This window comes from Pseudomonas sp. BNK-15, from assembly GCF_047456105.1.
Lineage (GTDB): Bacteria > Pseudomonadota > Gammaproteobacteria > Pseudomonadales > Pseudomonadaceae > Aquipseudomonas > Aquipseudomonas putida_E.
Window position 1 is genome coordinate 4,959,047 of the sequence record NZ_CP179898.1, and the last position, 22,952, is coordinate 4,981,998.

Genomic DNA, 22,952 nt, shown 5'->3' on the forward strand with positions numbered 1-22,952 from the left:
GGCCTTCGTTACGCTCAATGCCAGCCAGCTAAGCGATTTAGGGCCGCTTTGCGGCCCTGACAAGCCCAACTGACTGGCATCAGCCCTGCACCATTCTTTACTTCAACACCGCCAGTGCCGCGTCATAGTTCGGCTCGTCAGCGATTTCGCCTACCAGCTCGCTGTGCAGCACCTTGTCGTTTTCGTCCAGCACTACCACGGCGCGGGCAGCCAGGCCGGCCAGCGGGCCGTCGGCAATGGCAACACCGTAGTTTTCGAGGAACTCGCGACCACGCAGGGTCGACAGGTTCTTCACGTTCTCCAGGCCTTCGGCGCCGCAGAAGCGCGCCTGGGCGAACGGCAGGTCGGCAGAGATGCACAGCACCACGGTATTGGCCACATCGTTGGCCTGGGCGTTGAACTTGCGCACCGAGGTAGCGCAGGTCGGGGTATCGACGCTTGGGAAGATGTTCAGCACCTTGCGCTTGCCGGCGAAGTCCTTCAGCGACTTGTCGGCCAGGCCTTCACCTACCAGGGAGAAGGCCGGAGCCTGGGCACCGGCTTTTGGCAGCTCGCCGTTGACCTGAACCGGGTTGCCTTTGAGAGTCACTTGAGCCATGGACGAAATCCTTATGCGGGGTTTGAAAAGGACACTGAGTTAAGCATGAAGGCGGCCGGGTGCCTATGGGGTTCAGTGAAATTGTTCTATTGCCTGACAGTTTTTGTGGACAAAAAAATGTCCGGGTTGCTACAAGCAGCCCGGACATTTCTCAAAGCGAACGATGGATCAGCCCAACAGGCCGTACACCACAGAAGTCAGCGCAACCAGGCCAACCACCACTACAAAGACGTTGGACAGCGCGCCACTGTACTTGCGCATCGACGGCACGCGGCGGATGGCGTACATCGGCATCAGGAACAGCAGCACGGCGATGATCGGGCCACCCAGCGACTCGATCATACCCAGGATGCTCGGGTTCAGGGTGGCGACGATCCAGCACACCACCAGCATCAGCGCGGCAACCACACGGTCCAGCGCCTTGGCGCCCGGGCGTGCACCGGTTTTGGCGATGATGCCCTTCAGGCCTTCGCTGGCACCGATGTAATGGCCCAGGAACGACTTGGCGATGGCGATGAAGGCGATCAGCGGCGCGGCGAAAGCGATCGTCGGGTTGCTGAAGTGGTTGGCCAGGTACGACAGGATCGACAGGTTCTGCGCCTTGGCCTCAGCCAATTGAGCGCTGTCGAGGGTCAGTACGCAGCTGAAGACGAAGAACAGCACCATGGCCACCATCAGTAGGTGTGCGCGTGCCAGGATCTGGCCGCTGCGCTCGTCGGCGTGTTCGCCATACCGGCGCTTCTGGTCCACGGCAAAGGCCGAGATGATCGGCGAGTGGTTGAACGAGAACACCATCACCGGGATCGCCAGCCACACGGTGTGCAGGAAGGCCGAACCCGATGGCAGTTGGGAAGCGCCGTCGAGGATACCCCCGGTCCAGTGCGGGACCAGGTAAAGGCCCAGAAGCGCCAGGGCGACGATGAACGGGTAAACCAGCAGGCTCATGACCTTCACCGTGGCCTGCTCACCGCAGCGCACGATGGCCAGCAGGCCCAGGATCAGCACGAACGACAACAGCGCCCGCGGCGGCGGGGTCATGTGCAACTGGTGTTCCATGAAGCTGGTGACCGTGTTGGTCAGCGCCACGCTGTAAATGAGCAGGATCGGGAAGATGGCGAAGAAGTACAGCACGGTGATCAGTGCACCGGCCTTGATGCCGAAATGTTCTTGCACCACCTCGGTGATATCCCCGCCACTGCGCCCGGACAGGACGAACCGGGTCAGGCCGCGGTGGGCGAAGTAGGTCATCGGGAAGGCCAGCGCGGCGAGGATCAATAGCGGCCAAAAACCACCGAGGCCGGCGTTGATCGGCAGGAACAAGGTACCTGCACCGATGGCGGTGCCAAACAGGCCCAGCATCCAGGTAGTGTCATGACGGGACCAGCTGCCAAGGGCAGCCGGGGTCGATTCGAAGCGTTGTTCAACGCTTGGGGCCTGCTCGTTCATTCCGGGTGCAACTCCACTCGCAAGACTGCAACAGGGCTGGGAGTGGCGAAACAGAGGCTTCGAGCACCCCAACCAGAAAAGAGGGGCGCGATTGTGCACTGAAAGTGGGCGGTTGCGAAGCCCCGCCCGAGGGACGGTTGCACTTGTCTTTACAAGCGGGGTTGCACTATGGGGCCGCCTTGCGGCCCTTTCCGACCGGTCCGGCGCCCCGGCAAGGCCGCTCAGACGTTCGCGAAGCCTTGCAGGAGCGGCACTGTGCGGTGTTACTTCTGAACGGCAGCGAACGCCTCGGCAACCCGTTGCAGGTTGGCCGGGCGCAGGCCGGACATGCACACCCGGCCGCTGTCGATCAGGTACACACCGAACTCGTCGCGCAGGCGGCGGACCTGCTCGACGCTGAAACCTGTGTAGCTGAACATGCCACGCTGGCGCAGGAAGAACTGGAAGTCCTGGCCTGGCAGCAAAACGGCCAGCGCATCGACCAGGGCCTGGCGCATATCGAGGATGCGCTTGCGCATCACCTCGACTTCAGCGGCCCACTGCGCATTCAGCGCAGCATCGCCCAGCACGCCGGCTACCAGCTGTGCGCCGAAGTTGGGCGGGCTGGAGTAGTTGCGGCGCACAGTCGCCTTGAGCTGGCCAAGCACGCTTTGGGTGGTGTCTTCATCGTCACAGACGACCGACAGGCCCCCTACCCGCTCGCCATACAGCGAGAAGATCTTAGAGAACGAGTTGCTGACCAGGCACGGTACGCCGGCACGGGCCATTTCGCGGATGGCGTAGGCGTCTTCCACCAGGCCCTCGCCGAAGCCTAGGTAGGCGATGTCGAGGAACGGGATCAACTGGCGCGCCTTGACCACTTCCACCACGTGCTGCCACTGCTCCTGGGTAAGGTCGGCACCGGTGGGGTTATGGCAGCACGGATGCAGCAGCACGACGCTGTTGGCCGGCAGGGTCTGCAAAGTCGCCAGCATGCCATCGAAGTCCACGCCACGGCTGGCCTGGTCGAAGTACGGATAGCTGTGCACCTTGAACCCGGCACCTTCGAAGATGGCGCGGTGGTTGTCCCAGGTCGGGTTGCTGACCCAGACTTCGGAGGCAGGGAAGTAACGCTTGAGGAAATCGGCGCCGACCTTGAGCGCGCCGGAGCCGCCGACGGTCTGCACGGTCGCCACGCGCTTGCCGGTGACGGCTGGGTGATCGGCACCGAACAGCAGTGCCTGGATCGCCTGGCGGTAGCTGGCCAGGCCTTCCATCGGCAGGTACAGCGAAGCCTCGTGGGCCACGCCGGCGATGCGTTTTTCAACCGCATCCACCGCTTTGAGCTGCGGCACCACGCCGGCCTCATCGTAATAAAGGCCGATACTCAGGTTGACCTTGTCGGCGCGCGGGTCGGCCTTGAAGGTTTCCATCAACGAGAGGATCGGGTCGCCGGCATAGGCATCGACATGTTTGAACACAGCGTGCAGCTCCTTGGATCAGGACAGTTCGGAAAGGCTCAGGTGAGGATACCCGGACTCGGCGGGCAGGAACATCACCTATTGTGCAAGGTTGTCTATGCAAGATTGCACAGCGGGCATTTGCAGCGTGTCAGCCGGCCAGCGCCTTGAGCTCCTGCAGCTCAACCTCAGTCACCGCCACCCCTTCACGCTGTGCAATTTCCCGCTCCCGGTAGCGCCGCTCGCCCGGCATACGCGACAACCCCACCGCCTGCATCTGCTCGACCAGCTCCCGGCTGCGCTGCGCAAACCGGTCGCCTTCGGCTTTGCTCGGGTCGATGACGATGATCAGTTGCCCGGTCCACGGCGTTTTCGCCCCAGGGTGGCTCGCCCAGTCGAATTCCCAAGAGAAATGCCCACCGGTCAGCGCCGCCGCCAGCAACTCGACCATCATCGACAGTGCCGAGCCCTTGTGCCCGCCGAAGGGCAGCAGCGCACCGCCTTCCAGGATGGCCTTGGGGTCGGTGGTCGGCTGGCCATCGGCGTCCACGCCCATGCCCTCCGGCAGCTGCTGTCCAGCCCGCGCAGCGATCTGCACGTCACCATGGGCCATGGCGCTGGTGGCCATGTCAAAAACGATAGGGTCGTGCCCCGCACACGGCGCGGCAAAGGCAATCGGGTTGGTGCCGAACAACGGCTTGCGCGCACCGTGTGGCACGACACAGGTCATGCTGTTGACCACGCTCAGGGCTACCAGGCCCTCATCGGCAAACGGCTCCACATCGGGCCACAGCGCTGCGAAATGGTGGGAGTTGTGAATCGCCAGTACCGCGATGCCGGCACTGCGGGCCTTCTCGACCAGCATTGCACGCGCCGCGGCCAGGGCCGGCTGGGCAAAGCCCCCGCCAGCGTCTACCCGAACAAAGCCCGCCGCCACGTCAGTCACCTGCGGTATGGCACAACCGTTCACCCAGCCGCTGGCCAGGGTCGAGACATAGCCAGGCATACGAAACACCCCGTGGCTATGGGCACCATCGCGCTGAGCGCTGGCGCAATTGTGGGCGAGCACGCCGGCCACCGCTGCACTGCAGCCGTGACGCTGGAAGATCGATTGCAACAACCCCTGCAGTTCGGCAAAAGGCATGCGCACGACGGGGTGGGTGGAAGGTGCAGACATCTGAAGCTCCTTTCTTGGAATTGGAATGGCAACAGCGTGGGCCGCGACAAAAACTTTCCCGCATGTGACAGCTATCTGTCAAATGTTGACTCTATGACAGAAAACATTCATTTTCTATTCACGCCTCGCCTGGAGCAACAGCATGAGCCAACCGATCAAACAACGCCTGGAACACAGCCTGCAAGCCGCGACTGCTTCAGGCCACAAGATCGCCAGCTACATGCTCGCCAATCTCCAGGAATTGCCGTTCCAGACCTCAGCCAGCATTGCCGCCAAGCTCGGCGTCAGCGAATCCAGTGTCGGGCGTTTCTGCCGCTCACTCGGTTATGCCCATCTCAAGGCGCTCAAGCAAGACCTTCAGAGCGACCTGGGTGATGGCCCATGGCTGGTGGGAGACCGCCTGCAGGAATACCGCCAGCAGCACGACGACAACACCCGCGCAGGCAGCCTTGAGCTGGAAATTGCCGCGTTGGTACGGGTGCACGAATACAGCCGCAGCGAGGCCTGGCACATAGCCGCCCAGCGCCTGGCAGACAGGCCGCGGGTATTCATTGCCGGTTTTCAGACCGAGCGTGGTGTGGCCCAGTGCATGGCCCACCTGCTGCACTACCTGCGCGACGGCGTCCAGGTGGTCGATGGCAGTGCCGGGCACTTCGGCGAGGTGCTGCTCGGGCGCCCGGAAAACAGCGCGCTGGTGGTGTTCGAGGCACGCCGTTATTCCCGCCATGCCTTGCTGCTGTGCCAGAAGGCACGCCAGGCCAGTATCCCGGTCACGCTGGTGACCGACACCTTCTGCGACTGGGCCGATGCCAATGCCGACGAGGTGTTCCGCATCCCCACCGAATTCAATCTGTTCTGGGAGTCCACCTCGGCAATGCTGTCGTGGGTGCACCTGATGGTCAACGAGGTCTGCAAGAAGCTCGGGCCTGATGTTGAAAAACGCTTGGAAGCGACTGCCGCTCTACATAACGAATTCGTCGGCTACACGACGGGAAAACAACAATAGCAAGAGTGCAAGAGGTGCGAGATGAACAAGACCATGGCTATGGTGGGTGCATGTGCCCTGCTGCTGGCGGCTAACGCCAGCGCCGAAACCCTGCGCTTCGCCACCGAAGGGGCCTACCCGCCCTTCAACTATGTGGATGCCGACAACCAGTTGCACGGTTTTGACATCGACATCACCCACGCCCTGTGCGAGCAGATGAAAGTCGAGTGCACCCTGGTGGCGCAAGACTGGGAAGGCATCATCCCGGCCTTGATGGCACGCAAGTACGATGCGGTGGTGGCTTCGATGATCGATACCGAGGAGCGCCGCAAGAAAATCGCCTTCACCGACCATTACTACCGCACGCCGCTGACCGTCGCCGTGGCCAAGGACAGCAAGATCAGTGATGCGCAGAACACCTTCGAAGGCTACACGGTGGGTGCCCAGTCGTCCTCGACCCAGGCGATCTATGCCGAAGATGTGTATGCCAAGGCGGGCGCTGACGTGAAGCTCTACCCGACCATGGACGAGGCCAATGCCGACCTCGCCGCCGGCCGCCTGGACGGGGTGATCGCCGACAAGTTCCCGCTGCACGAGTGGATGAACAAGAACGGCCAGGAATGCTGCAAGGTGCTGGGTGACGTGGCCGGCACCAAGGCTAATGCCGCCATCGCCGTGCGCAAGGACGATGAAGCACTGCGCCAGCGGCTGAATACCGCGTTGGCGCAAATCGTCGCCAACGGTACCTACCAGAAAATCGCCAGCAAGTACTTCGACTTCGATATCTACAACTGATTCCGCCTGCAACGACGCGCTCTCCCGAGCGGCCTTGTGTCGCGAAAGGACCGCAAAGCGGCCCCAGGCTTGTGCAGCGCCACCAGAACCTGTGGGGCTGCTGCGCAGCCCTTTCGCGACGCAAGGCCGCTCCTACAGCGCTTGCGCGTGGAGCAGTCAATTCTAGGGATATGTCATGCTCGATCAATTGTCCTTGCTGTCCTTCGCCAGTGGTGGCTGGGGCCAGGCGCTGCTGGCAGGCGCGCTGGTGACCGTGTCACTGGCCCTCGCCTGCCTGCCCATCGGCTTGCCACTGGGCCTTGTCGTGGCCCTGGCGGCGCGCTCGCGCAAGCGCCTGCCGCGTGCCTGGTCAACCACATTTTCCACCGTGTTCCGCGGCCTGCCCGAGCTGCTGACCCTGCTGATCATCTATTACGGTTGCCAGATCGCCGCACAGCAACTGCTGGCCGCCATGGGCTATCAAGGTGAGTTCCTGATCAATACGTTCCTCGCGGCGATGATCGCTTTCAGCCTGGTGTTCGCCGCCTTTTCCAGCGAGATCTGGCTGGCTGCTTTCAAGACCCTGCCCAAAGGCCAGCTGGAGGCCTGTGCGGCACTGGGCCTGGGCAAGCGCACCGCCTTCTTCAAGGTGGTACTGCCACAACTGACGCGCATCGCCCTGCCGGGGCTCTCCAACAACTGGCTGTCGTTGCTCAAGGATACCTCGCTGGTATCGACCATCTCGCTGGTCGACCTGATGCGCCAGACCAACCTTGCGGTCAGCGTGACCAAAGAGCCGATGTTCTTCTACGGGGTGGCCTGCCTGGGTTACCTGCTGTTCTCGGCGCTATCGGGGCGGGTGTTCGCCTACATCGAACGGCGCAGCAACCGCCACCTGCAAGGAGCACGCGCATGAGTGCCGAACAATGGCTGAGCCTGGTACTGGACCCCGACCTGCTGGAGCGCTACGGGCCACGGTTCATCGACGGGCTGCTGGTAACTGCCAAGCTGGTAGCGATTTCCTTCACCCTCGGCGCCATGCTCGGCCTGCTGCTGGCGCTGGCCCGGATGTCGCGCAACCTGCCGCTGCAGCGCCTGGCGGCCGGCTACATCTATTTCTTCCGTGGCTCCCCCCTGCTGGCACAACTGTTCCTGCTGTACTACGGGCTTGGGTCGTTGAAGGGGTTCTGGCAGGACGTCGGCCTCTGGTGGTTCTTCCGCGAAGCCTGGCTCTGCACCCTGCTGGCCTTCACCCTGAACACGGCCGCCTACCAGGCCGAAATCTTCCGCGGCAGCCTGATGGCCGTGGCGCCAGGGCAGTATGAAGCAGCCAGGGCTCTGAACCTCAAACGCTCCACCACCTTCTTCAAGGTCATCTTGCCGCAATCGTTGCTGGTGGCCATCGGCCCGCTGGGCAACGAACTGATCCTGATGATCAAGGCCAGCGCCATCGCCTCGCTGGTGACCATCTACGACCTGATGGGCGTGACCAAATTGGCGTTCTCGCGCAGCTTCGACTTCCAGATCTACCTGTGGGCCGCCGTCCTCTACCTGGTGATCGTCGAACTGGTGCGGCGCCTGCTGAAACACCTGGAGGCCCGCCTGGGCCGCCACCTGAACTGACCGAAGGATACAATCATGCATTGCCAGACCCTTGTCCTGGGCGCCGGTATCGTCGGCGTCAGCACCGCGCTGCATCTGCAGGCACGCGGGCGCCAGGTAATCCTGATCGACCGAAATGAACCCGGGTGCGGCACCAGCCATGGCAACGCCGGGCTGATCGAACGCTCTAGCGTCATCCCCTATGCGTTCCCCCGCCAATTCGGCAAGCTGCTGCGCTATGGCCTCAACCGCCAGCCGGACGTGCGCTACAGCCTGCTGCACTTGCCCAAGGCCGCGCCCTGGTTGCTGCGCTACTGGCGGCAGTCGGCACCGGGGCGGCTGGCCGGGGCCGCGGCCGACATGCTGCCGCTGGTACAACGCTGCGTAGAAGAGCACGACGCCCTGATCGCCGCCGCCGGCCTCGAAGGGCTGGTGCAGGCCAAGGGCTGGATCGAGGTGTACCGCGACCCGGGGCTGTTCGAACAGGCCAAGGCCGAGGTCAAGGGCCTTGCGCGCTATGGCCTGCACTACGAACTGCTCGAACGCGGGCAACTGCAGGCACGCGAGCACCAGCTCGACAGCACCGTAGTCGGCGGCATCCATTGGCTCGACCCCAAGACCGTGAACGACCCCGGCGCCCTCACCCGTGGTTATGCTGCGCTGTTCGTCCAGCGCGGCGGGCAGTTCCTGCACGGTGATGCGCGCAGCCTGCGCCAGGTCGGCAGCCAATGGCGGGTCGAAAGCCAGCGCGGGCCAGTCACCGCCGACGAAGTGGTGGCGTGCCTTGGGCCACAGTCGGCCGACCTTTATGAGCGCCTGGGCTACACGATCCCGCTGGGTATCAAGCGCGGCTACCACATGCACTACGCCACCCGTGACGGCGCTCAGTTGCAGCACTCGATCTGCGACACCCAGGGCGGCTACGTACTGGCGCCGATGGCCGCCGGCATACGCCTTACCACCGGCATCGAGTTCGCCGCCAGCAGCGCCCCAGGCAACGAAATTCAGCTCAAGCGCTGCGAAGCGCTGGCGCGCACATTGTTCCCTGCACTGGGTGAGCGCCTGGACGACACCCCCTGGCTGGGCCGTCGCCCCTGCCTGCCGGACATGCGCCCCGTGATCGGCCCGGCGCCACGGCACAAGGGCCTGTGGTTCAACTTCGGCCACGCGCACCACGGCCTGACGCTGGGCCCGGTCAGCGGTCGCCTGGTGGCTGAACTGCTGACCGGCGAGCGCCCTTTCACCGACCCTGCGCCTTACAGCGCGGCACGTTTCAACTGACACCACGCGGGAGAACAACAACATGACCGCCCCTTTGAGCGTTGCCAGCCTTGCCCCTGAAAACGACCCACGCCCGGTGCTGATCCGCATCGAGGGCCTGAACAAGCACTATGGCGCTTTCCATGTATTGCGCGACATCGACCTGCAGGTGCGCGAAGGTGAACGCATCGTGCTGTGCGGCCCCTCCGGCTCCGGCAAGTCCACCTTGATCCGTTGCATCAACCGCCTGGAAATTGCCGAACAAGGCAGCGTCCAGGTAGCTGGCACCGATCTGGCCGGCAACACGCGCCAGGCCGCCCAGGTACGCAGCGACATCGGCATGGTGTTCCAGCACTTCAACCTGTTCCCGCACATGAGCGTGCTCGACAACTGCCTGCTGGCTCCCACCAGCGTGCGCGGCCTGTCCCGCAAGGACGCTGAGGAGCGTGCCCGGATGTACCTGTGCAAGGTCGGCATCGAAAGCCAGGCGCACAAATACCCCAGCCAGCTCTCTGGCGGCCAGCAGCAGCGGGTGGCGATCGCCCGCGCCTTGTGCATGAAGCCGCGGATCATGCTGTTCGACGAGCCGACCTCGGCGCTGGACCCGGAAATGGTCGCTGAAGTGCTGGATGTTTTGGTGCAACTGGCGGGCACCGGCATGACCATGCTCTGTGTTACCCATGAAATGGGCTTTGCCAGGCAGGTTGCCGAGCGGGTGCTGTTCCTTGAAGGCGGGCAGATCATCGAAGACAGCCCGCCGCAGGTGTTCTTCAACCAGCCGCGCACTGCACGTGCCAAAAGTTTTCTGGCGCAGATCCTTCATTGAAGCCACTGCCCCCTTCATTGCACGGCTGCAATGACCCAACTGCGTCGTTAAATATAATTGACCTCGCCCCCTGTCAAACCCTTGCCGCCTGAGGCTCGCAAGGGTTTCAGCCCCCGAATTCAGGCGCTTCAGCCCATTTCAGTCGTTTGACATATCGAACGGCTCTGGCAAGCTATCTACAAGCCCCGACCGGCATCGTCGCCTCTGACGAGCCGGCAGTGCTCGGGGCTTCAGGTAGCACACCAGGCCCCGCGCCGTGCACCTGCACAACAACGGCAGGTCGAACCTGCCATAAGGTGACATATGTCCAACAGCAACATTGGCAACAAGCAACCTTCCCTGCGCAAACCCGTCGTCCTGATGACCATGGGCAGCCAAGAGCGCAAAGGCCATGACTACCAGGTCATGACCCACAAATACATCACCCCGCTGGTCGATTTCGCTGATTGCGTCCCGGTACTTGTGCCCACCTGCTGTGGCACCGAAGACCTCGAGACCTATCTGGACATGGCCGACGGCGTATACCTGACCGGTGCCGGCAGCAACATCGAGCCGAGCCTGTATGGCCAGGAAAACCAGACACCAGGCAAAGGCCAGGACGTCAACCGCGACCTGTTCGATATTCCGCTGGTCAAGGCCGCGCTTAAACGTGGCCTGCCCATCTTCGGCATCTGCCGCGGCATGCAGGAAATCAACGTCGCCCTGGGCGGCGATATCTACCAGAAGGTTTACGCCGAACCAGGCTACAACGACCACCGGGAAAACCCGGAAGATCCGGTCGACGTGCAATACGCTCAGGTGCATGGCGTGAAGATCAAGCCGGGCAGCTGGCTGCACGACGCCCTTGGCACCGACGAGATCCGCGTCAACTCGCTGCATGGCCAGGGCCTGCGCACCCTGGGTACAGGCATCGAACCGATCGCCCACGCCGAAGACGGCCTGGTCGAAGCGATTCACGCCCCGAGCATTTCGCCGTTCCTGTTCGCTGTACAGTGGCACCCGGAGTGGCAAGCGGCCAAGAACCCTGATTCGATCAAGATCTTCCAGGCCTTCGGCGATGCCTGCCGCGCCCAGGTGCGCAAATCCCAGATCAAGCGCCAACAGGCCGCCTGACACTCAGCTTCGTCAGTTTTGATCGCGGGGCGGCGCAAGGCCGCCCCCCGCTTCCCCGGTCACCCTCTGCTGGTCCCAGAACACTTCCCGTGGATGCGGGCGGCGGGCTTGCGCCTGTCTCCGCGATCGTTTTTCCCCTCCCGAGAGATACGATGACTGTTTAGATGGTTGTCGTCAGGTTTTCTGCGCCTGGGATATCGCGCGACGCCGCGCCCTACAATCCCGAGCCGCGCGCGATTCCGCCCCACCACAAATCCCCGATTGGCCACGTGCCCCAAAAATTTTCCACGGATGGACTAGTCATCACGCTAGTTGTACGATAACTTACCTCCAACGCAAAACAACACCCTTCACCCAAGCGCCACAGGATGCCAATAACAATGAATCCACAAGAACTGAAATCCATCCTCTCCCACGGGCTGCTGTCTTTCCCGGTCACCGACTTCAATGCCCAGGGCGACTTCAACCAGGCCGGCTACATCAAGCGCCTGGAATGGCTTGCCCCGTACGGTGCCAGCGCCCTGTTCGCCGCCGGTGGCACCGGTGAGTTCTTCTCCCTGGCCGCCAGCGAGTACAGCCAGGTAATCAAGACCGCCGTCGACACCTGCGCCACGTCTGTACCGATCCTCGCCGGCGTCGGTGGCTCCACCCGCCAGGCCATCGAATACGCACAGGAAGCCGAGCGCTTGGGTGCCAAGGGCCTGCTGTTGCTGCCGCACTACCTGACCGAAGCCAGCCAGGACGGTGTCGCCGCCCACGTCGAAGCGGTGTGCAAATCGGTCAACATCGGGGTGGTGGTATACAACCGCAACGTTTGCCGCCTGAACGCCGACCTGCTGGAAAAGCTTGCCGAACGCTGCCCTAACCTGATCGGCTACAAGGACGGCCTGGGTGACATCGAACTGATGGTGTCGATCCGTCGCCGCCTGGGTGACCGTTTCAGCTACCTGGGTGGCCTGCCGACCGCCGAGGTGTATGCTGCCGCTTACAAAGCCCTGGGTGTGCCGGTGTACTCCTCGGCGGTGTTCAACTTCATTCCGAAGACCGCGATGGACTTCTACCACGCCATCGCCCGCGACGATCACGCCACCGTTGGCAAGCTGATTGACGACTTCTTCCTGCCGTACCTGGACATCCGCAACCGCAAGGCCGGTTATGCCGTGAGCATCGTCAAGGCAGGCGCGAAGATCGCCGGTTACGACGCAGGCCCGGTGCGCACGCCGCTGACCGACCTGACTGGCGAAGAATACGAAATGCTCGCAGCCCTGATGGACAAGATGGGCCCGCAATAAGCGGCCCCCGCGGCCTGCCATCGCCGCACCCGGAGTGGGCCACCCCACTCCGGCTACAACTCGTGAGCCCGCACAAAAATAACTAGTGGGAGTATTACCAGCATGCAAGCGACTAAAAAGACGCATGTGCGCTACCTGATCCTGTTCATGCTGTTCCTGGTGACCACGATCAACTATGCCGACCGCGCCACCATCGCCATTGCAGGCTCCAGCCTGCAGAAGGACCTCGGCATTGACGCCGTAACCCTCGGTTATATCTTCTCCGCCTTTGGATGGGCTTACGTTGCCGGCCAGATTCCTGGTGGCTGGCTGCTGGACCGCTTCGGCTCCAAGAATGTCTACGCCTTCAGCATTTTCACCTGGTCGCTGTTCACCCTGCTGCAGGGTTTTGTCGGCGGCCTGCCAGTGGCTTGGGCGGTCGTCACCTTGTTCACCCTGCGTTTTCTGGTTGGTTTTGCCGAAGCACCATCGTTCCCGGGTAACGCCCGCATCGTTGCGGCCTGGTTCCCCACGGCAGAACGCGGCACAGCATCGGCGATCTTCAACTCCGCGCAGTATTTCGCCACCGCACTGTTCGCCCCGATCATGGGTTGGATCGTGTTCAGCTTCGGCTGGGAACACGTATTCGTGGTGATGGGTGCACTGGGTATCGTGTTCTCCATGGTGTGGCTGAAGACCATCTACAACCCGCGCCAACACCCGCGCATCAGCCCGCAAGAACTCGAGCACATCGAGCAGAACGGCGGCCTGGTGGACATGGACCAGAAGCGCGGCAACGACGGCCCGAAATGGGGGTACATCAAGCAACTGCTGACCAGCCGTATGCTGCTGGGCGTGTACCTGGGCCAGTACTGCATCAACGCCATCACCTACTTCTTCCTGACCTGGTTCCCGGTGTACCTGGTGCAGGAGCGCGGCATGACCATCCTCAAGGCGGGCATCATCGCCTCGCTGCCGGCAATCTGCGGCTTCATCGGCGGAGTGCTCGGTGGGGTACTGTCTGACTGGCTGCTGCGCCGCGGCAATTCGCTGACCTTCTCGCGCAAGCTGCCGATCGTCTGTGGTCTGCTGCTGTCGACCACCATGGTCTTTTGCAACTATGTCGAGGCGGAATGGATGGTGGTCGGCTTCATGACCCTGGCCTTCTTCGGCAAGGGCATCGGCGCACTGGGCTGGGCCGTAGTTGCCGATACCTCGCCCAAGCAGATCGCAGGGCTGTCCGGCGGCCTGTTCAACACCTTCGGCAACATTGCTTCGATCACCACTCCTATCGTCATTGGTTACATCATCAGCGCAACCGGCTCGTTCAAGTGGGCGCTGGTGTACGTGGGCGCCAACGCCCTGGTAGCGGTGTTCAGCTACCTGGTCATCGTCGGGCCGATCAAGCGTATCGAGTTGCGTGAGGATGCAAAGCCAGACGCTGAGCCTGCCGCCCCGGGCGAACTGGCCAGCGCACGTCACTGAGTGAACACGCCCGCGCCGGCAATCCCGGTGCGGGCGGATGTACAAAGCCTGAGACCATCACAAACAGGGCCCGAACATGCAGTTGATCGAACATTCCGACTCGCCCCGCTACGTCCGCCTGCACGACGACGATAACGTCGTGGTAGTGGTCAACGATGGCGGCCTGGGCGAAGGCGCGCGCTTCCCCGATGGGCTGACCCTTGTAGAAGGCGTGCCGCAGAGCCACAAAGTGGCCACCGTACGGATCGCCAAGGGCGAGCCGGTGCGGCGCTATGGGCAGATCATCGGTTACGCCCTGGAAGACTTGCGCCAGGGCAGCTGGGTGCAGGAGAGCCAACTGGCCATGCCGTCTGCCCCGGAACTGGACAGCCTGCCGCGCTGCGATGCCGTACCTGCGCCCCTGCCTGCGCTGGATGGCTTCACCTTCGAGGGCTACCGCAATGCTGACGGCACCGTCGGTACCCGCAACATCCTGGGCATCACCACCACCGTTCAGTGTGTGACCGGTGTGCTGGAACATGCAGTCAAGCGCATCCGCAGCGAATTGCTGCCCAAATACCCCAATGTCGATGACGTGGTCGCCCTCACCCACAGCTATGGCTGCGGCGTGGCGATCAACGCCCGTGATGCCTACATCCCGATCCGCACCGTGCGCAACCTGGCACGCAACCCCAACCTGGGTGGCGAAGCGCTGGTCATCAGCCTGGGCTGCGAGAAACTGCAGGCCGGCCAGGTGATGCACGACAACGACCCTTCGGTAGACCTCAGCGAGCCCTGGCTGTATCGCCTGCAGGATGCCAGCCTTGGTTTCACTGAAATGATCGAGCAGATCATGGGCCTGGCCGAGACGCGCTTGCAGAAGCTCGACAAGCGCCGCCGCGAGACCGTACCGGCCAGTGAGCTGATCCTGGGCATGCAGTGTGGCGGCAGCGATGCATTCTCCGGCATCACCGCCAACCCGGCGCTGGGCTATGCCGCCGACCTGCTGGTGCGGGCCGGCGCTACTGTGCTGTTCTCGGAAGTGACCGAGGTGCGCGACGCCATCTACATGCTTACCTCCCGCGCTGAAAACCAGGCAGTCGCGGATGCGCTGGTGCGCGAAATGGACTGGTACGACCGCTACCTGCAGCAAGGTGCGGCCGACCGCAGCGCCAACACCACGCCAGGCAACAAGAAAGGCGGCCTGTCCAATATCGTCGAAAAATCCCTGGGCTCGATCGTCAAGTCCGGCAGTGGCGCCATCCAGGGCGTGCTCGGGCCGGGCGAGCGGGTAAACCGCAAGGGCCTGATCTTCTGCGCAACGCCCGCCAGCGACTTTGTCTGCGGCACCCTGCAGCTGGCGGCCGGGATGAACCTGCACGTATTCACCACTGGCCGCGGTACCCCGTACGGCTTGGCCATGGCGCCGGTCGTCAAGGTGTGCACCCGTACCGAACTGGCCCAACGCTGGCCGGACCTGATCGACATCGACGCCGGGCGCATCGCCAGTGGCCGCTCAAGCATCGAGGAATTGGGCTGGGAGTTGTTCCACTACTACCTGGACGTGGCCAGCGGCCGCAAGCAGACCTGGGCAGAACAACACCGGCTGCACAACGACATCACCCTGTTCAATCCGGCGCCAATCACCTGATGGTTCGGCCTTGCCCGGTACTTCAATGGCACACGCCCGCCTGTGGGAGCCAGCTTGCCGGCTTGCACAGGTCATGCGACACCCACTGATCAACCCTTCCACACACAGGAGCACACCATGCCTGAGATTCTTGGCCACAACTTCATCGCCGGCCAGCGCAGCGCCGCTGGCGAGCAACGCCTGCAGAGCCTGGACGCCACCACTGGCGAGGCCCTGCCCTACAGCTTCGCCCAAGCCACCGAGGCCGAGGTGGATCAGGCGGCCCAAGCGGCGGCAGCGGCCTTTGCCGAATTCCGCCAGCTGGCCCCGGCACGTCGTGCCGAGTTCCTCGACGCCATTGCGGCGGAACTGGACGAGCTGGACGACGCCTTCGTCGCCGTGGTCTGCCGTGAAACCGCCTTGCCCGCCGGGCGCATCCAAGGTGAGCGTGGCCGCACCAGCGGTCAGATGCGCCTGTTCGCCCAGGTGCTGCGCCGTGGCGACTACCTCGGTGCACGCATCGACCTGGCCTTGCCCGAACGCCAGCCGTTGCCCAGAGTTGACCTGCGCCAGATGCGCATCGGCGTGGGCCCGGTCGCCGTGTTCGGCGCCAGCAACTTCCCGCTGGCCTTCTCCACCGCAGGCGGTGATACCGCTGCAGCCTTCGCCGCCGGTTGCCCGGTGGTGTTCAAGGCGCACAGCGGGCACATGGCCACGGCCGACCTGGTCGGTGCGGCCATCGTCCGCGCTGCCGAACGCACCGGCATGCCCAAGGGCGTCTTCAACATGGTGTTTGGCGGTGGCGTCGGTGAGTGGCTGGTCAAGCACCCGGCTATCCAGGCAGTCGGCTTCACCGGCTCGCTCAAGGGCGGGGACGCTCTGTGCCGCATGGCCGCCGAACGCCCGCAACCCATCCCGGTATTCGCCGAGATGTCCAGCATCAACCCGGTGATCATTCTGCCGGGCGCGCTGGCCAAGCGTGGCGACGCCATTGCCCGCGAGCTGGCCGGCTCCGTGTGCCTGGGTGCTGGCCAGTTCTGCACCAACCCTGGCCTGGTGATCGGCCTGCAATCGCCACAGTTCAGCCAGTTGCTCGCCGACCTCGGCCAGCACCTGGACCAGCAAGCCGGCCAGACCCTGCTCAACGCCGGTGGCCTGCGCAGCTACGTGGGCGGCCTGGAGCACCTGCAGGCCCACGCTGGCATCGAACACCTGGCAGGCCAACCTCAGGAAGGTAGCCAGGCGCGGGCACAACTGTTCAAGGCTGATGCCCGTTTGCTGGTGGACGCCGACCCGCTGCTGCAGGAAGAAGTGTTCGGCCCGACTACCGTTGCCGTTGAAGCTCAGGACAACGCGCAGCTGCGCGCCGCCCTGCTCGGCCTGCGTGGTCAGCTGACTGCCACGCTGATCGGTGAGCCTGAAGACTTCGAAGCATTTGCCTGGCTGGTACCGCTGCTGGAGGAAAAGGTTGGCCGCATCCTGATCAATGGCTACCCGACCGGTGTGGAAGTGTGCGACGCCATGGTCCACGGTGGGCCTTACCCGGCCACCTCCGATGCCCGTGGTACGTCCGTCGGCACCCTGGCCATCGACCGCTTCCTGCGCCCGGTGTGCTACCAGAACTACCCGCAGTCGCTACTGCCTGAGGCACTGCGTGACAACAACCCGCTGGGCCTGCGCCGGTTGGTGAATGGGCAGTGGAGTGACGGGGCGATCTGAACGCCCTGATGCGATGAAAGCCCCGTATTTGCGGGGCTTTCTTTTGAGTCTTGCATTGGATTTACCGGCCCTGTCGCCGGCAAGCCGACGCCCACTGGGTTAGCGCTGAGCTTGAGAGCAGCGGGGTATCTGTGGGAGCCGGCTTGCCGGCGATAGGGCCAGCACAGCCACCGGTGAATTCAAACCCCTTGCGCCTCAGCCTCCGCATGCGCCTGGCGCAACCGCTCACGGCTGTTGCTCAGGTGCATGCGCATGGCCATCTTGGCCCCTTCGCTGTCGCTTCGGGCGATGGCTTCGTAGATCGCCTCGTGCTCATGCATCAATCGGCCCATGTAGTGCGCCTGGTCATCATGCGCCAGGCGTGCCGAGTTGAGCCGGGTACGCGGGATGATGCTGGTACCGAGGTGGTTGATGATGTCGGCAAAGTAGTGGTTGCCGCTGGCCTGGGCGATACGCAGGTGGAACTGGAAGTCCGCAGACACCGCATCGGTGGCATGGGCGGCACCCTCGTTGAGTTCGTCCAGCGCCGCACGCATGCCTGCCAGCTCTTCATCGCTGCGCCGTTGCGCCGCAAGGCCTGCCGACTCGATCTCCAGGGCGATGCGCAGCTCCAGTACCGCCAGCACCTCACGCAGCGTGACCACGGTGGCCGGGTCGATGCGAAAGCCCCCCGTGGCAGGCGTGTCCAGCACAAAGGTGCCGATGCCATGGCGGGTCTCGACCTGACCGGCGGCCTGCAGCCTCGAGATGGCCTCACGCACTACGGTGCGGCTGACGCCCTCCTCGGCCATGATCTGCGATTCGGTCGGCAACTTGTCGCCGCGCTTGAGCTGGCCGCTGCGAATACGCTCGGTCAGCACCGTGACCAGTTCCTGGGCCAGACTGCGCGGCTTGCGCCGGGTCTTTGCCTGTACCTGTTGCTCTGTCATGCCCTGTTTTTCACCTTGAAAGACAGCCGTCATGATAGCGCAAGCAGTTGTACGATCACATACACCAGACGCGGTATTTATCAACACAACGTCCCCGGCATAGGGGGATGGCAGAAATAAGGAGTGCGGCAGCGGACCTGCCTGCGAAGAGGCCAGGACAGACGGCATCCATCTCGGTACTGTATACGCATCGATTGGTCACTCCATGGAAGGAAAACCGCTGATGAAAACCTTCGACCGCTGCCTGCTCTGCTGCGGGCTGATCATCCCGCTCTGGCTGCTGCTTGGCGTTTGGTTCACCGCCCAAGCCTACCCGGGCTACGATCATCTGCAGCAGGCCATGAGCCAGCTAGGCGCGGTGGGCGCCCCAACCCAACGCTGGTCACCCCTGCTCAACAACTTCCCCCTCGCTGTGCTGTTTACCCTGTTCGCCTGGGGTCTGGCCCGGCGCTGGCGGGGCTCGAAGCTCGCCCTTGCCAGCGCGGCACTGGTACTGCTGCATGGGCTCGGCAGCCTGGGCACCGGCTTTTTTCCCTGCGATCAAGGCTGTGCGCCTGCGCAACCCTCCCTGTCTCAGCAACTGCACAACGTGTCCGGCTTGCTGATGTTTCTCTCGTTGACCCTGGCCAGTGCGCTCTGGGTATGGGGCGGGAAAGGCGTGGCCGGCTCGCGTGCGTTAGGGGCATTTTCCCTGATTTGTGTGGTGGCTGCGGTAGCCACTGTTGTCCTGATGGCCCAGGCGGCGCAGAGCGGTCGACTGTTCGGCCTGTTCCAACGGCTGAACTATGCCGTTTCCGTGCTCTGGGTCACCGGACTTGCCCTGCACAGTCTGCGGACCACGCTGGCAAATCGCCTGCGCATCGCCACCACCTGACCTGAAAAATACTGGCCCCCCGGCACTTGAAGCGAAGGCAAACTCCGTTCCTCTTCAGATGCTTAGGACAGCAACATGCGAGTATTTCTAGCGATGGTGGCCGGCTGCCTGCTGGCCACGACTGCCTTCGGCGCCCAGGCCAGAGCGCTGAGCCAGAACGACCGCCATGTTTGTGGCTGGGGGTCGCAGATCGCCGCCGAGGCCCAGCAGGCCAAGCTTTCCGGTGTGACCTTGTATGCCACGCGAAAGAAACTTCAAGTACGCCGGTTCGCCAAACCATGGATGCGCATGACCGCCTTCGGCATCACTGAACAGACGTACAACAGCCGCTCGCGGCTCAAGCCGGCAGCCATCAAGCAGACCTACTACGAGCAATGCGTACAGCATGCAGTTGCAAAGCGCTAAAACTATATATATCAGTAATTTATATAGCTTATTTAATGCTTTATCTGAAGCAGGCCAGCCCTAGCGCCGCCATGGCGGGCCCTCCTTGAACTGCTCCGCGACCCATACCTTGAACGCCCCCAACGAGGCCGTGTTCAAGCGTGCCGATGGTCGCACCAGATAGATCCCGGCCGCCGCATCCAACTCCCATTGCGCAAGTACCCGCAGCAGGCGACCGGCGGCCAGGTCCTCACCCATCAACCAGTCACCGCCAGCGAGGATGCCCACGCCCCGGCGCGCCGCCTCTAACAGGGCTTCGTTGTCATTGCTGCGCAATGACCCACTGATCTTCACACTCACCTGATGGTTTCCACGGGTGAGCCGCCATTCAGGAAATGATCGTAAGCCGCTGAATCCCAAGCAATTATGTTTTGCCAAGTCTTCTGGTTTTGCCGGTTCGCCTTGGCGCGCCAAGTAGTCCGGCGAGGCACAGAGGATGCGTACGTGGTCACAAAGCTTGCTGGCCACCAGGCGGTTGTCGGCCAGTTCACCGATGCGTATGGCGGCATCAAAACCTTCCCCGACCAGGTCGACGAAGCGATCGGCATACTCGGCTTCCAGTGTCACCTGCGGATGGGCCAGGACAAAGTCCGCCAGCATGCCGCTCAACCAGCGTCGCCCCATCGCCGCAGGCAAGGCCAGGCGCAGGCGCCCGCGCACCGACGCCGCACCCTCGGTAGCCTCCTGCTCTGCCTCTGCTATCAGCCGGCTGGCCTCGCGCACACGCACCACCAGGCGTTCGCCCTCATCGGTGAAGCGCAGTTGCCGAGTGGTGCGTTCCACCAGGCGAATGCCAAGGCGCTGTTCCAGTGCGCTGAGGCGTTTGGACAGTACTGTGGGGTGGCGCGCCAACTGGCGGCCGGCGGCCGAGAAAGAGCCCTGCTCGTGCAGGGCCAGCAAGGTGGCAAGTTCATCGGCGCGGCGGCTGTCAAAGGCGTCCATGGCAAGGCTCTGTGGCTGGGTCAGTCAAGTGGTGAGAATCAGCGCCCCTTCCGACAGCCCCTGTTCCAGGTCTTCGTGGGCCCTGGCTGCTTCGGCCAACGGGTAGCGGCGCCATACCCGTGGCTGGATGATACCTTCGGCGACTGCCGACAGCACGTCGCCTGCGCGCTGCTGGTATTCCTCCACTGTGCGGGTATGGGCGGCCAGCGATGGCCGGGTCACGTACAACGAGCCTTTAGCGTTGAGGGTGCCAACCTCGATCGCTGCCGGGGTGCCCGTGGTCGCACCGAACGATACCAGCAGCCCACGCAGGCGCAGGCTGTCCAGGGACGCTTGCAGCGAGACCTTGCCGACACTGTCATACACCACATCCACGCCTTGGCCCCGGGTGAGTTCATGCACCTGACCAGCCAGCGTCGAAGCATCGAACACCAGCACATGGTGACAACCCGCTGCCTGCGCGCGCGCCATGCTTTGTGGTCGGGATACCACGCCAATCACCGTTGCGCCCAGGTGCCGCGCCCACGGTACCATCAGCTGGCCGAGCGCGCCGGCGGCGCCATAAAGCAGTATCTGGGTGCCGGGCCCGACCGGGTAAGTCGTCTTGAGCAGGTATTGTGCAGTGATCCCCTTGAACAGGATGGCAGCGGCAGCTTCATAGCTTACCTCCTCCGGCAGATGCACCAGACGCTCGGCAGGATACAACCGGCCGCTCGCATAGCCGCCCACGGGGCCTGTGGCATAACCGACACGGTCGCCGACCTTAACATTGTGTACACCCTCACCCATCGCGACGACGCGCCCGGCACCCTCCAGGCCTAGCCCCGATGGCAGTAGCAGCGGTGCACCGCCTTGACGCTGCAGCACATCCAGCGGGTTGACGCCTATGGCGGCTTGCTCCAGCCAGACCTCGCCAGGCCCTGGTCGTTGGATTTGCAGGGGTTGCAGGCGCATGACGTCGGTAGCGCCGGTAGCGCTCAACACAATTCGGGTCGCCATGTTCGATTCCTTGAGGGAGTGAAAGACCGACTCAGGCTAATTAGTCGGCAGGAATCGAACAATCAGGTTGGGTGCAGATGATTCCTGCACCCGATGAAGCAAAGTGTTATCAGCAGCCCGTCAGCGCCGCTGGCCGGCGCTCACCGGCAAAGAACAATGGGCGCAGACGCACGCCAATGATGTTCCCGGTGTAGGCCGCAACCAGCCACAGCCAGCCATGCACGCTACCCGAAGCGATGCCGCTGAAGTAAGCGCCAATGTTGCAGCCATAAGCCAGGCGCGAACCGTAGCCCAGCAGCAGGCCACCGAGCACTGCGGCTATCAGCGAGCGCAACGGGATGTTCAGGCTCGGCGCAAAACGCCCGGCCAGGCCAGCCGCCAGCAGCGCACCCAGCACGATGCCAAGGTCCATGACGGTGGTCACGTCTTGCCACAACGGGGCTGCCAGCGCCTTGGCGTTGGCCGGCGACTGCCAGAACACCCAGCTGCCGACGTCCACACCCAGGCTGGAGAGGGTCTTGGCGCCCCACAGGGCAAATGCGGAGGTAATGCCCCACGGGCGCCCGGCCAGGGCCAGGGTGGTGTAGTTCAGCAAGGCCAGGGCAATAGCGCCCCACAGCAACGGCCATGGGCCACGCAGGAAGCGTCGCAGGCCTTGGTGCTCACTGCTCACAGGGGCTTCGAGGCCGCCGTGGCGGCGCTTTTCCAGTACCACCGTGGCCAAGGCGATCAGCGCGAACACCGCCACGCTGGCCAGCAGCGCCGGCGCTACCCCCCAGGCCTGGACGATCGAGGTGGCCGGCAACGATGGCAAGGCGAACCACCAGTCAGCATGGTGCGTGGCAGCGACCGAGCCGATGATGAAGAACAGCAGCGTCACCAGCATTCTGGCGTTGCCCCCGCCGACGGTGAACAGCGTGCCCGAGGCACAACCGCCGCCCAGTTGCATGCCGATACCGAAGATGAACGCGCCAAACACCACAGAAACCCCGGCTGGCGCCACCAGCCCGGTCACCGGGTTGCCAAACAGGCTGCCAGCCGACAACGCCGGGAAGAACAGCAGCACGGCCAGGGTCAGCATGACCATCTGCGCACGCAGGCCGGCGCCTCGTCGTTCGTTGATGAATACGCGCCAGGCCGAGGTGAAACCGAACGCTGCGTGGTAGAGCGTCAGCCCCAGGGCGGCGCCGACGATCAGCAGCAGTACCTGCTTGAACCCGGCATTGAGGTTGAGGAACCAGGCACCAGCCAGCAGCAGGGCCAAGGCAATCAAGGGGGCGCCCAGGCGGCGCGGTTCGGGTGTTGCGGTTGCGGAAAGACCCATCGGAATGCTCGGATTACTGTAAAACGGGGGGCGATTATAGCGCCGGGGTTCGATCAATGCTGCTTTGGGTGGCTTTCATAAGTGGCAGCGGGCTGCCCGCTCAGCAGTGCGCACATCTGTTAGGCTGATACGACGC

The 22,952-nt window shown here is 63.4% G+C and carries 21 protein-coding genes; 13 read left to right on the top strand and 8 right to left on the bottom strand.

The window, feature by feature from the left end; all coding sequences use genetic code 11:
• Positions 1-97: 97 nt before the first annotated feature.
• The 4 genes from tpx to ACMGF5_RS22765 all read right to left on the bottom strand — a co-directional run bounded on the left by tpx (position 98) and on the right by ACMGF5_RS22765 (position 4,660).
• Positions 98-598 (bottom strand): thiol peroxidase, encoded by a 501-nt coding sequence (gene tpx / locus ACMGF5_RS22750; RefSeq protein ID WP_012314653.1) that lies wholly within the window; start codon positions 596-598, stop codon positions 98-100.
• A gap of 168 nt (positions 599-766) precedes the next feature.
• Positions 767-2,044: a serine/threonine transporter gene (locus ACMGF5_RS22755; RefSeq protein WP_046786087.1), complete on the bottom strand. Its 1,278-nt coding sequence runs from the start codon at positions 2,042-2,044 to the stop codon at positions 767-769.
• A 263-nt stretch (positions 2,045-2,307) separates the two neighbouring features.
• The gene (locus ACMGF5_RS22760; RefSeq protein ID WP_414157245.1) at positions 2,308-3,504 is read right to left on the bottom strand and encodes an aromatic amino acid transaminase; all 1,197 of its coding nucleotides are present in this window, start codon (positions 3,502-3,504) and stop codon (positions 2,308-2,310) included.
• Between the two features lie 130 nt (positions 3,505-3,634).
• Positions 3,635-4,660 (bottom strand): Ldh family oxidoreductase, encoded by a 1,026-nt coding sequence (locus tag ACMGF5_RS22765; RefSeq protein ID WP_115274682.1) that lies wholly within the window; start codon positions 4,658-4,660, stop codon positions 3,635-3,637.
• A gap of 142 nt (positions 4,661-4,802) precedes the next feature.
• Here ACMGF5_RS22765 and ACMGF5_RS22770 point away from each other — a divergent pair, with 142 nt between their 5' ends.
• The 11 genes from ACMGF5_RS22770 to ACMGF5_RS22820 all read left to right on the top strand — a co-directional run bounded on the left by ACMGF5_RS22770 (position 4,803) and on the right by ACMGF5_RS22820 (position 17,304).
• The gene (locus ACMGF5_RS22770) at positions 4,803-5,666 is read left to right on the top strand and encodes a MurR/RpiR family transcriptional regulator (RefSeq protein ID WP_414157246.1); all 864 of its coding nucleotides are present in this window, start codon (positions 4,803-4,805) and stop codon (positions 5,664-5,666) included.
• A 21-nt stretch (positions 5,667-5,687) separates the two neighbouring features.
• A complete protein-coding gene (locus ACMGF5_RS22775) occupies positions 5,688-6,440 on the top strand; it encodes a transporter substrate-binding domain-containing protein (RefSeq protein ID WP_115274681.1) in 753 nt (250 codons plus the stop codon).
• A gap of 175 nt (positions 6,441-6,615) precedes the next feature.
• Positions 6,616-7,335 carry an ABC transporter permease gene (locus ACMGF5_RS22780; protein ID WP_046786082.1) on the top strand — a complete coding sequence of 240 codons (720 nt, stop codon included), beginning with the start codon at positions 6,616-6,618 and terminating at the stop codon, positions 7,333-7,335.
• Entirely contained in the window at positions 7,332-8,042 is a 711-nt protein-coding gene (locus ACMGF5_RS22785) for an ABC transporter permease (RefSeq protein WP_046786081.1), read from the top strand. The genes ACMGF5_RS22780 and ACMGF5_RS22785 overlap by 4 nt, the downstream gene beginning before the upstream one ends.
• A 15-nt stretch (positions 8,043-8,057) precedes the next feature.
• Positions 8,058-9,302, top strand: coding sequence for an NAD(P)/FAD-dependent oxidoreductase (locus ACMGF5_RS22790; RefSeq protein WP_414157247.1), 1,245 nt, complete (start codon positions 8,058-8,060; stop codon positions 9,300-9,302).
• 22 nt (positions 9,303-9,324) lie between these two features.
• Positions 9,325-10,107 (top strand): amino acid ABC transporter ATP-binding protein, encoded by a 783-nt coding sequence (locus ACMGF5_RS22795; RefSeq protein ID WP_414157248.1) that lies wholly within the window; start codon positions 9,325-9,327, stop codon positions 10,105-10,107.
• Positions 10,108-10,410: 303 nt separating this feature from the next.
• A complete protein-coding gene (locus tag ACMGF5_RS22800; RefSeq protein WP_119687095.1) occupies positions 10,411-11,220 on the top strand; it encodes a gamma-glutamyl-gamma-aminobutyrate hydrolase family protein in 810 nt (269 codons plus the stop codon).
• A 380-nt stretch (positions 11,221-11,600) separates the two neighbouring features.
• Entirely contained in the window at positions 11,601-12,512 is a 912-nt protein-coding gene (kdgD, locus tag ACMGF5_RS22805; protein ID WP_046786077.1) for a 5-dehydro-4-deoxyglucarate dehydratase, read from the top strand.
• Positions 12,513-12,614: 102 nt separating this feature from the next.
• Positions 12,615-13,976, top strand: coding sequence for an MFS transporter (locus ACMGF5_RS22810; protein ID WP_012314665.1), 1,362 nt, complete (start codon positions 12,615-12,617; stop codon positions 13,974-13,976).
• Between the two features lie 76 nt (positions 13,977-14,052).
• On the top strand, positions 14,053-15,606 hold the full coding sequence (gene garD / locus ACMGF5_RS22815; RefSeq protein ID WP_115274676.1) for a galactarate dehydratase: 1,554 nt from the start codon (positions 14,053-14,055) through the stop codon (positions 15,604-15,606).
• A gap of 117 nt (positions 15,607-15,723) precedes the next feature.
• A complete protein-coding gene (locus ACMGF5_RS22820) occupies positions 15,724-17,304 on the top strand; it encodes an aldehyde dehydrogenase (NADP(+)) (protein ID WP_046786074.1) in 1,581 nt (526 codons plus the stop codon).
• A gap of 179 nt (positions 17,305-17,483) precedes the next feature.
• On the opposite strand, the gene ACMGF5_RS22825 is transcribed toward ACMGF5_RS22820, so the two are convergent.
• Positions 17,484-18,233, bottom strand: a complete 750-nt coding sequence (locus ACMGF5_RS22825; protein WP_046786073.1) for a FadR/GntR family transcriptional regulator — start codon at positions 18,231-18,233, stop codon at positions 17,484-17,486.
• Between the two features lie 223 nt (positions 18,234-18,456).
• On the opposite strand from ACMGF5_RS22825, the gene ACMGF5_RS22830 reads away from it, so the two are divergent.
• Positions 18,457-19,107: a DUF998 domain-containing protein gene (locus ACMGF5_RS22830; RefSeq protein ID WP_039604687.1), complete on the top strand. Its 651-nt coding sequence runs from the start codon at positions 18,457-18,459 to the stop codon at positions 19,105-19,107.
• Positions 19,108-19,182: 75 nt separating this feature from the next.
• The gene (locus ACMGF5_RS22835) at positions 19,183-19,512 is read left to right on the top strand and encodes a hypothetical protein (protein ID WP_012314670.1); all 330 of its coding nucleotides are present in this window, start codon (positions 19,183-19,185) and stop codon (positions 19,510-19,512) included.
• Positions 19,513-19,572: 60 nt separating this feature from the next.
• Here the strand turns inward: ACMGF5_RS22835 and ACMGF5_RS22840 are convergent, their stop codons facing one another.
• The 3 genes from ACMGF5_RS22840 to ACMGF5_RS22850 form a co-directional block, all read right to left on the bottom strand.
• Positions 19,573-20,493 (bottom strand): LysR family transcriptional regulator, encoded by a 921-nt coding sequence (locus tag ACMGF5_RS22840; protein WP_346641008.1) that lies wholly within the window; start codon positions 20,491-20,493, stop codon positions 19,573-19,575.
• 24 nt (positions 20,494-20,517) lie between these two features.
• On the bottom strand, positions 20,518-21,492 hold the full coding sequence (locus tag ACMGF5_RS22845) for a quinone oxidoreductase (RefSeq protein WP_346641007.1): 975 nt from the start codon (positions 21,490-21,492) through the stop codon (positions 20,518-20,520).
• 109 nt (positions 21,493-21,601) lie between these two features.
• Entirely contained in the window at positions 21,602-22,816 is a 1,215-nt protein-coding gene (locus tag ACMGF5_RS22850) for a YeeE/YedE family protein (protein ID WP_414157249.1), read from the bottom strand.
• Between the last annotated feature and the right edge of the window lie 136 nt (positions 22,817-22,952).

What these genes read in the sequence shown, in the direction of transcription:
- tpx (WP_012314653.1), bottom strand. Translation starts at nt 598, where the DNA reads ATGGCTCAAGTGACTCTCAAAGGCAACCCGGTTCAGGTCAACGGCGAG.
- ACMGF5_RS22755 (WP_046786087.1), bottom strand. Translation starts at nt 2,044, where the DNA reads ATGAACGAGCAGGCCCCAAGCGTTGAACAACGCTTCGAATCGACCCCG.
- ACMGF5_RS22765 (WP_115274682.1), bottom strand. Translation starts at nt 4,660, where the DNA reads ATGTCTGCACCTTCCACCCACCCCGTCGTGCGCATGCCTTTTGCCGAA.
- ACMGF5_RS22770 (WP_414157246.1), top strand. Translation starts at nt 4,803, where the DNA reads ATGAGCCAACCGATCAAACAACGCCTGGAACACAGCCTGCAAGCCGCG.
- ACMGF5_RS22775 (WP_115274681.1), top strand. Translation starts at nt 5,688, where the DNA reads ATGAACAAGACCATGGCTATGGTGGGTGCATGTGCCCTGCTGCTGGCG.
- ACMGF5_RS22780 (WP_046786082.1), top strand. Translation starts at nt 6,616, where the DNA reads ATGCTCGATCAATTGTCCTTGCTGTCCTTCGCCAGTGGTGGCTGGGGC.
- ACMGF5_RS22785 (WP_046786081.1), top strand. Translation starts at nt 7,332, where the DNA reads ATGAGTGCCGAACAATGGCTGAGCCTGGTACTGGACCCCGACCTGCTG.
- ACMGF5_RS22790 (WP_414157247.1), top strand. Translation starts at nt 8,058, where the DNA reads ATGCATTGCCAGACCCTTGTCCTGGGCGCCGGTATCGTCGGCGTCAGC.
- ACMGF5_RS22795 (WP_414157248.1), top strand. Translation starts at nt 9,325, where the DNA reads ATGACCGCCCCTTTGAGCGTTGCCAGCCTTGCCCCTGAAAACGACCCA.
- ACMGF5_RS22800 (WP_119687095.1), top strand. Translation starts at nt 10,411, where the DNA reads ATGTCCAACAGCAACATTGGCAACAAGCAACCTTCCCTGCGCAAACCC.
- kdgD (WP_046786077.1), top strand. Translation starts at nt 11,601, where the DNA reads ATGAATCCACAAGAACTGAAATCCATCCTCTCCCACGGGCTGCTGTCT.
- ACMGF5_RS22810 (WP_012314665.1), top strand. Translation starts at nt 12,615, where the DNA reads ATGCAAGCGACTAAAAAGACGCATGTGCGCTACCTGATCCTGTTCATG.
- garD (WP_115274676.1), top strand. Translation starts at nt 14,053, where the DNA reads ATGCAGTTGATCGAACATTCCGACTCGCCCCGCTACGTCCGCCTGCAC.
- ACMGF5_RS22820 (WP_046786074.1), top strand. Translation starts at nt 15,724, where the DNA reads ATGCCTGAGATTCTTGGCCACAACTTCATCGCCGGCCAGCGCAGCGCC.
- ACMGF5_RS22825 (WP_046786073.1), bottom strand. Translation starts at nt 18,233, where the DNA reads ATGACAGAGCAACAGGTACAGGCAAAGACCCGGCGCAAGCCGCGCAGT.
- ACMGF5_RS22830 (WP_039604687.1), top strand. Translation starts at nt 18,457, where the DNA reads ATGAAAACCTTCGACCGCTGCCTGCTCTGCTGCGGGCTGATCATCCCG.
- ACMGF5_RS22835 (WP_012314670.1), top strand. Translation starts at nt 19,183, where the DNA reads ATGCGAGTATTTCTAGCGATGGTGGCCGGCTGCCTGCTGGCCACGACT.
- ACMGF5_RS22840 (WP_346641008.1), bottom strand. Translation starts at nt 20,493, where the DNA reads ATGGACGCCTTTGACAGCCGCCGCGCCGATGAACTTGCCACCTTGCTG.
- ACMGF5_RS22845 (WP_346641007.1), bottom strand. Translation starts at nt 21,492, where the DNA reads ATGGCGACCCGAATTGTGTTGAGCGCTACCGGCGCTACCGACGTCATG.
- ACMGF5_RS22850 (WP_414157249.1), bottom strand. Translation starts at nt 22,816, where the DNA reads ATGGGTCTTTCCGCAACCGCAACACCCGAACCGCGCCGCCTGGGCGCC.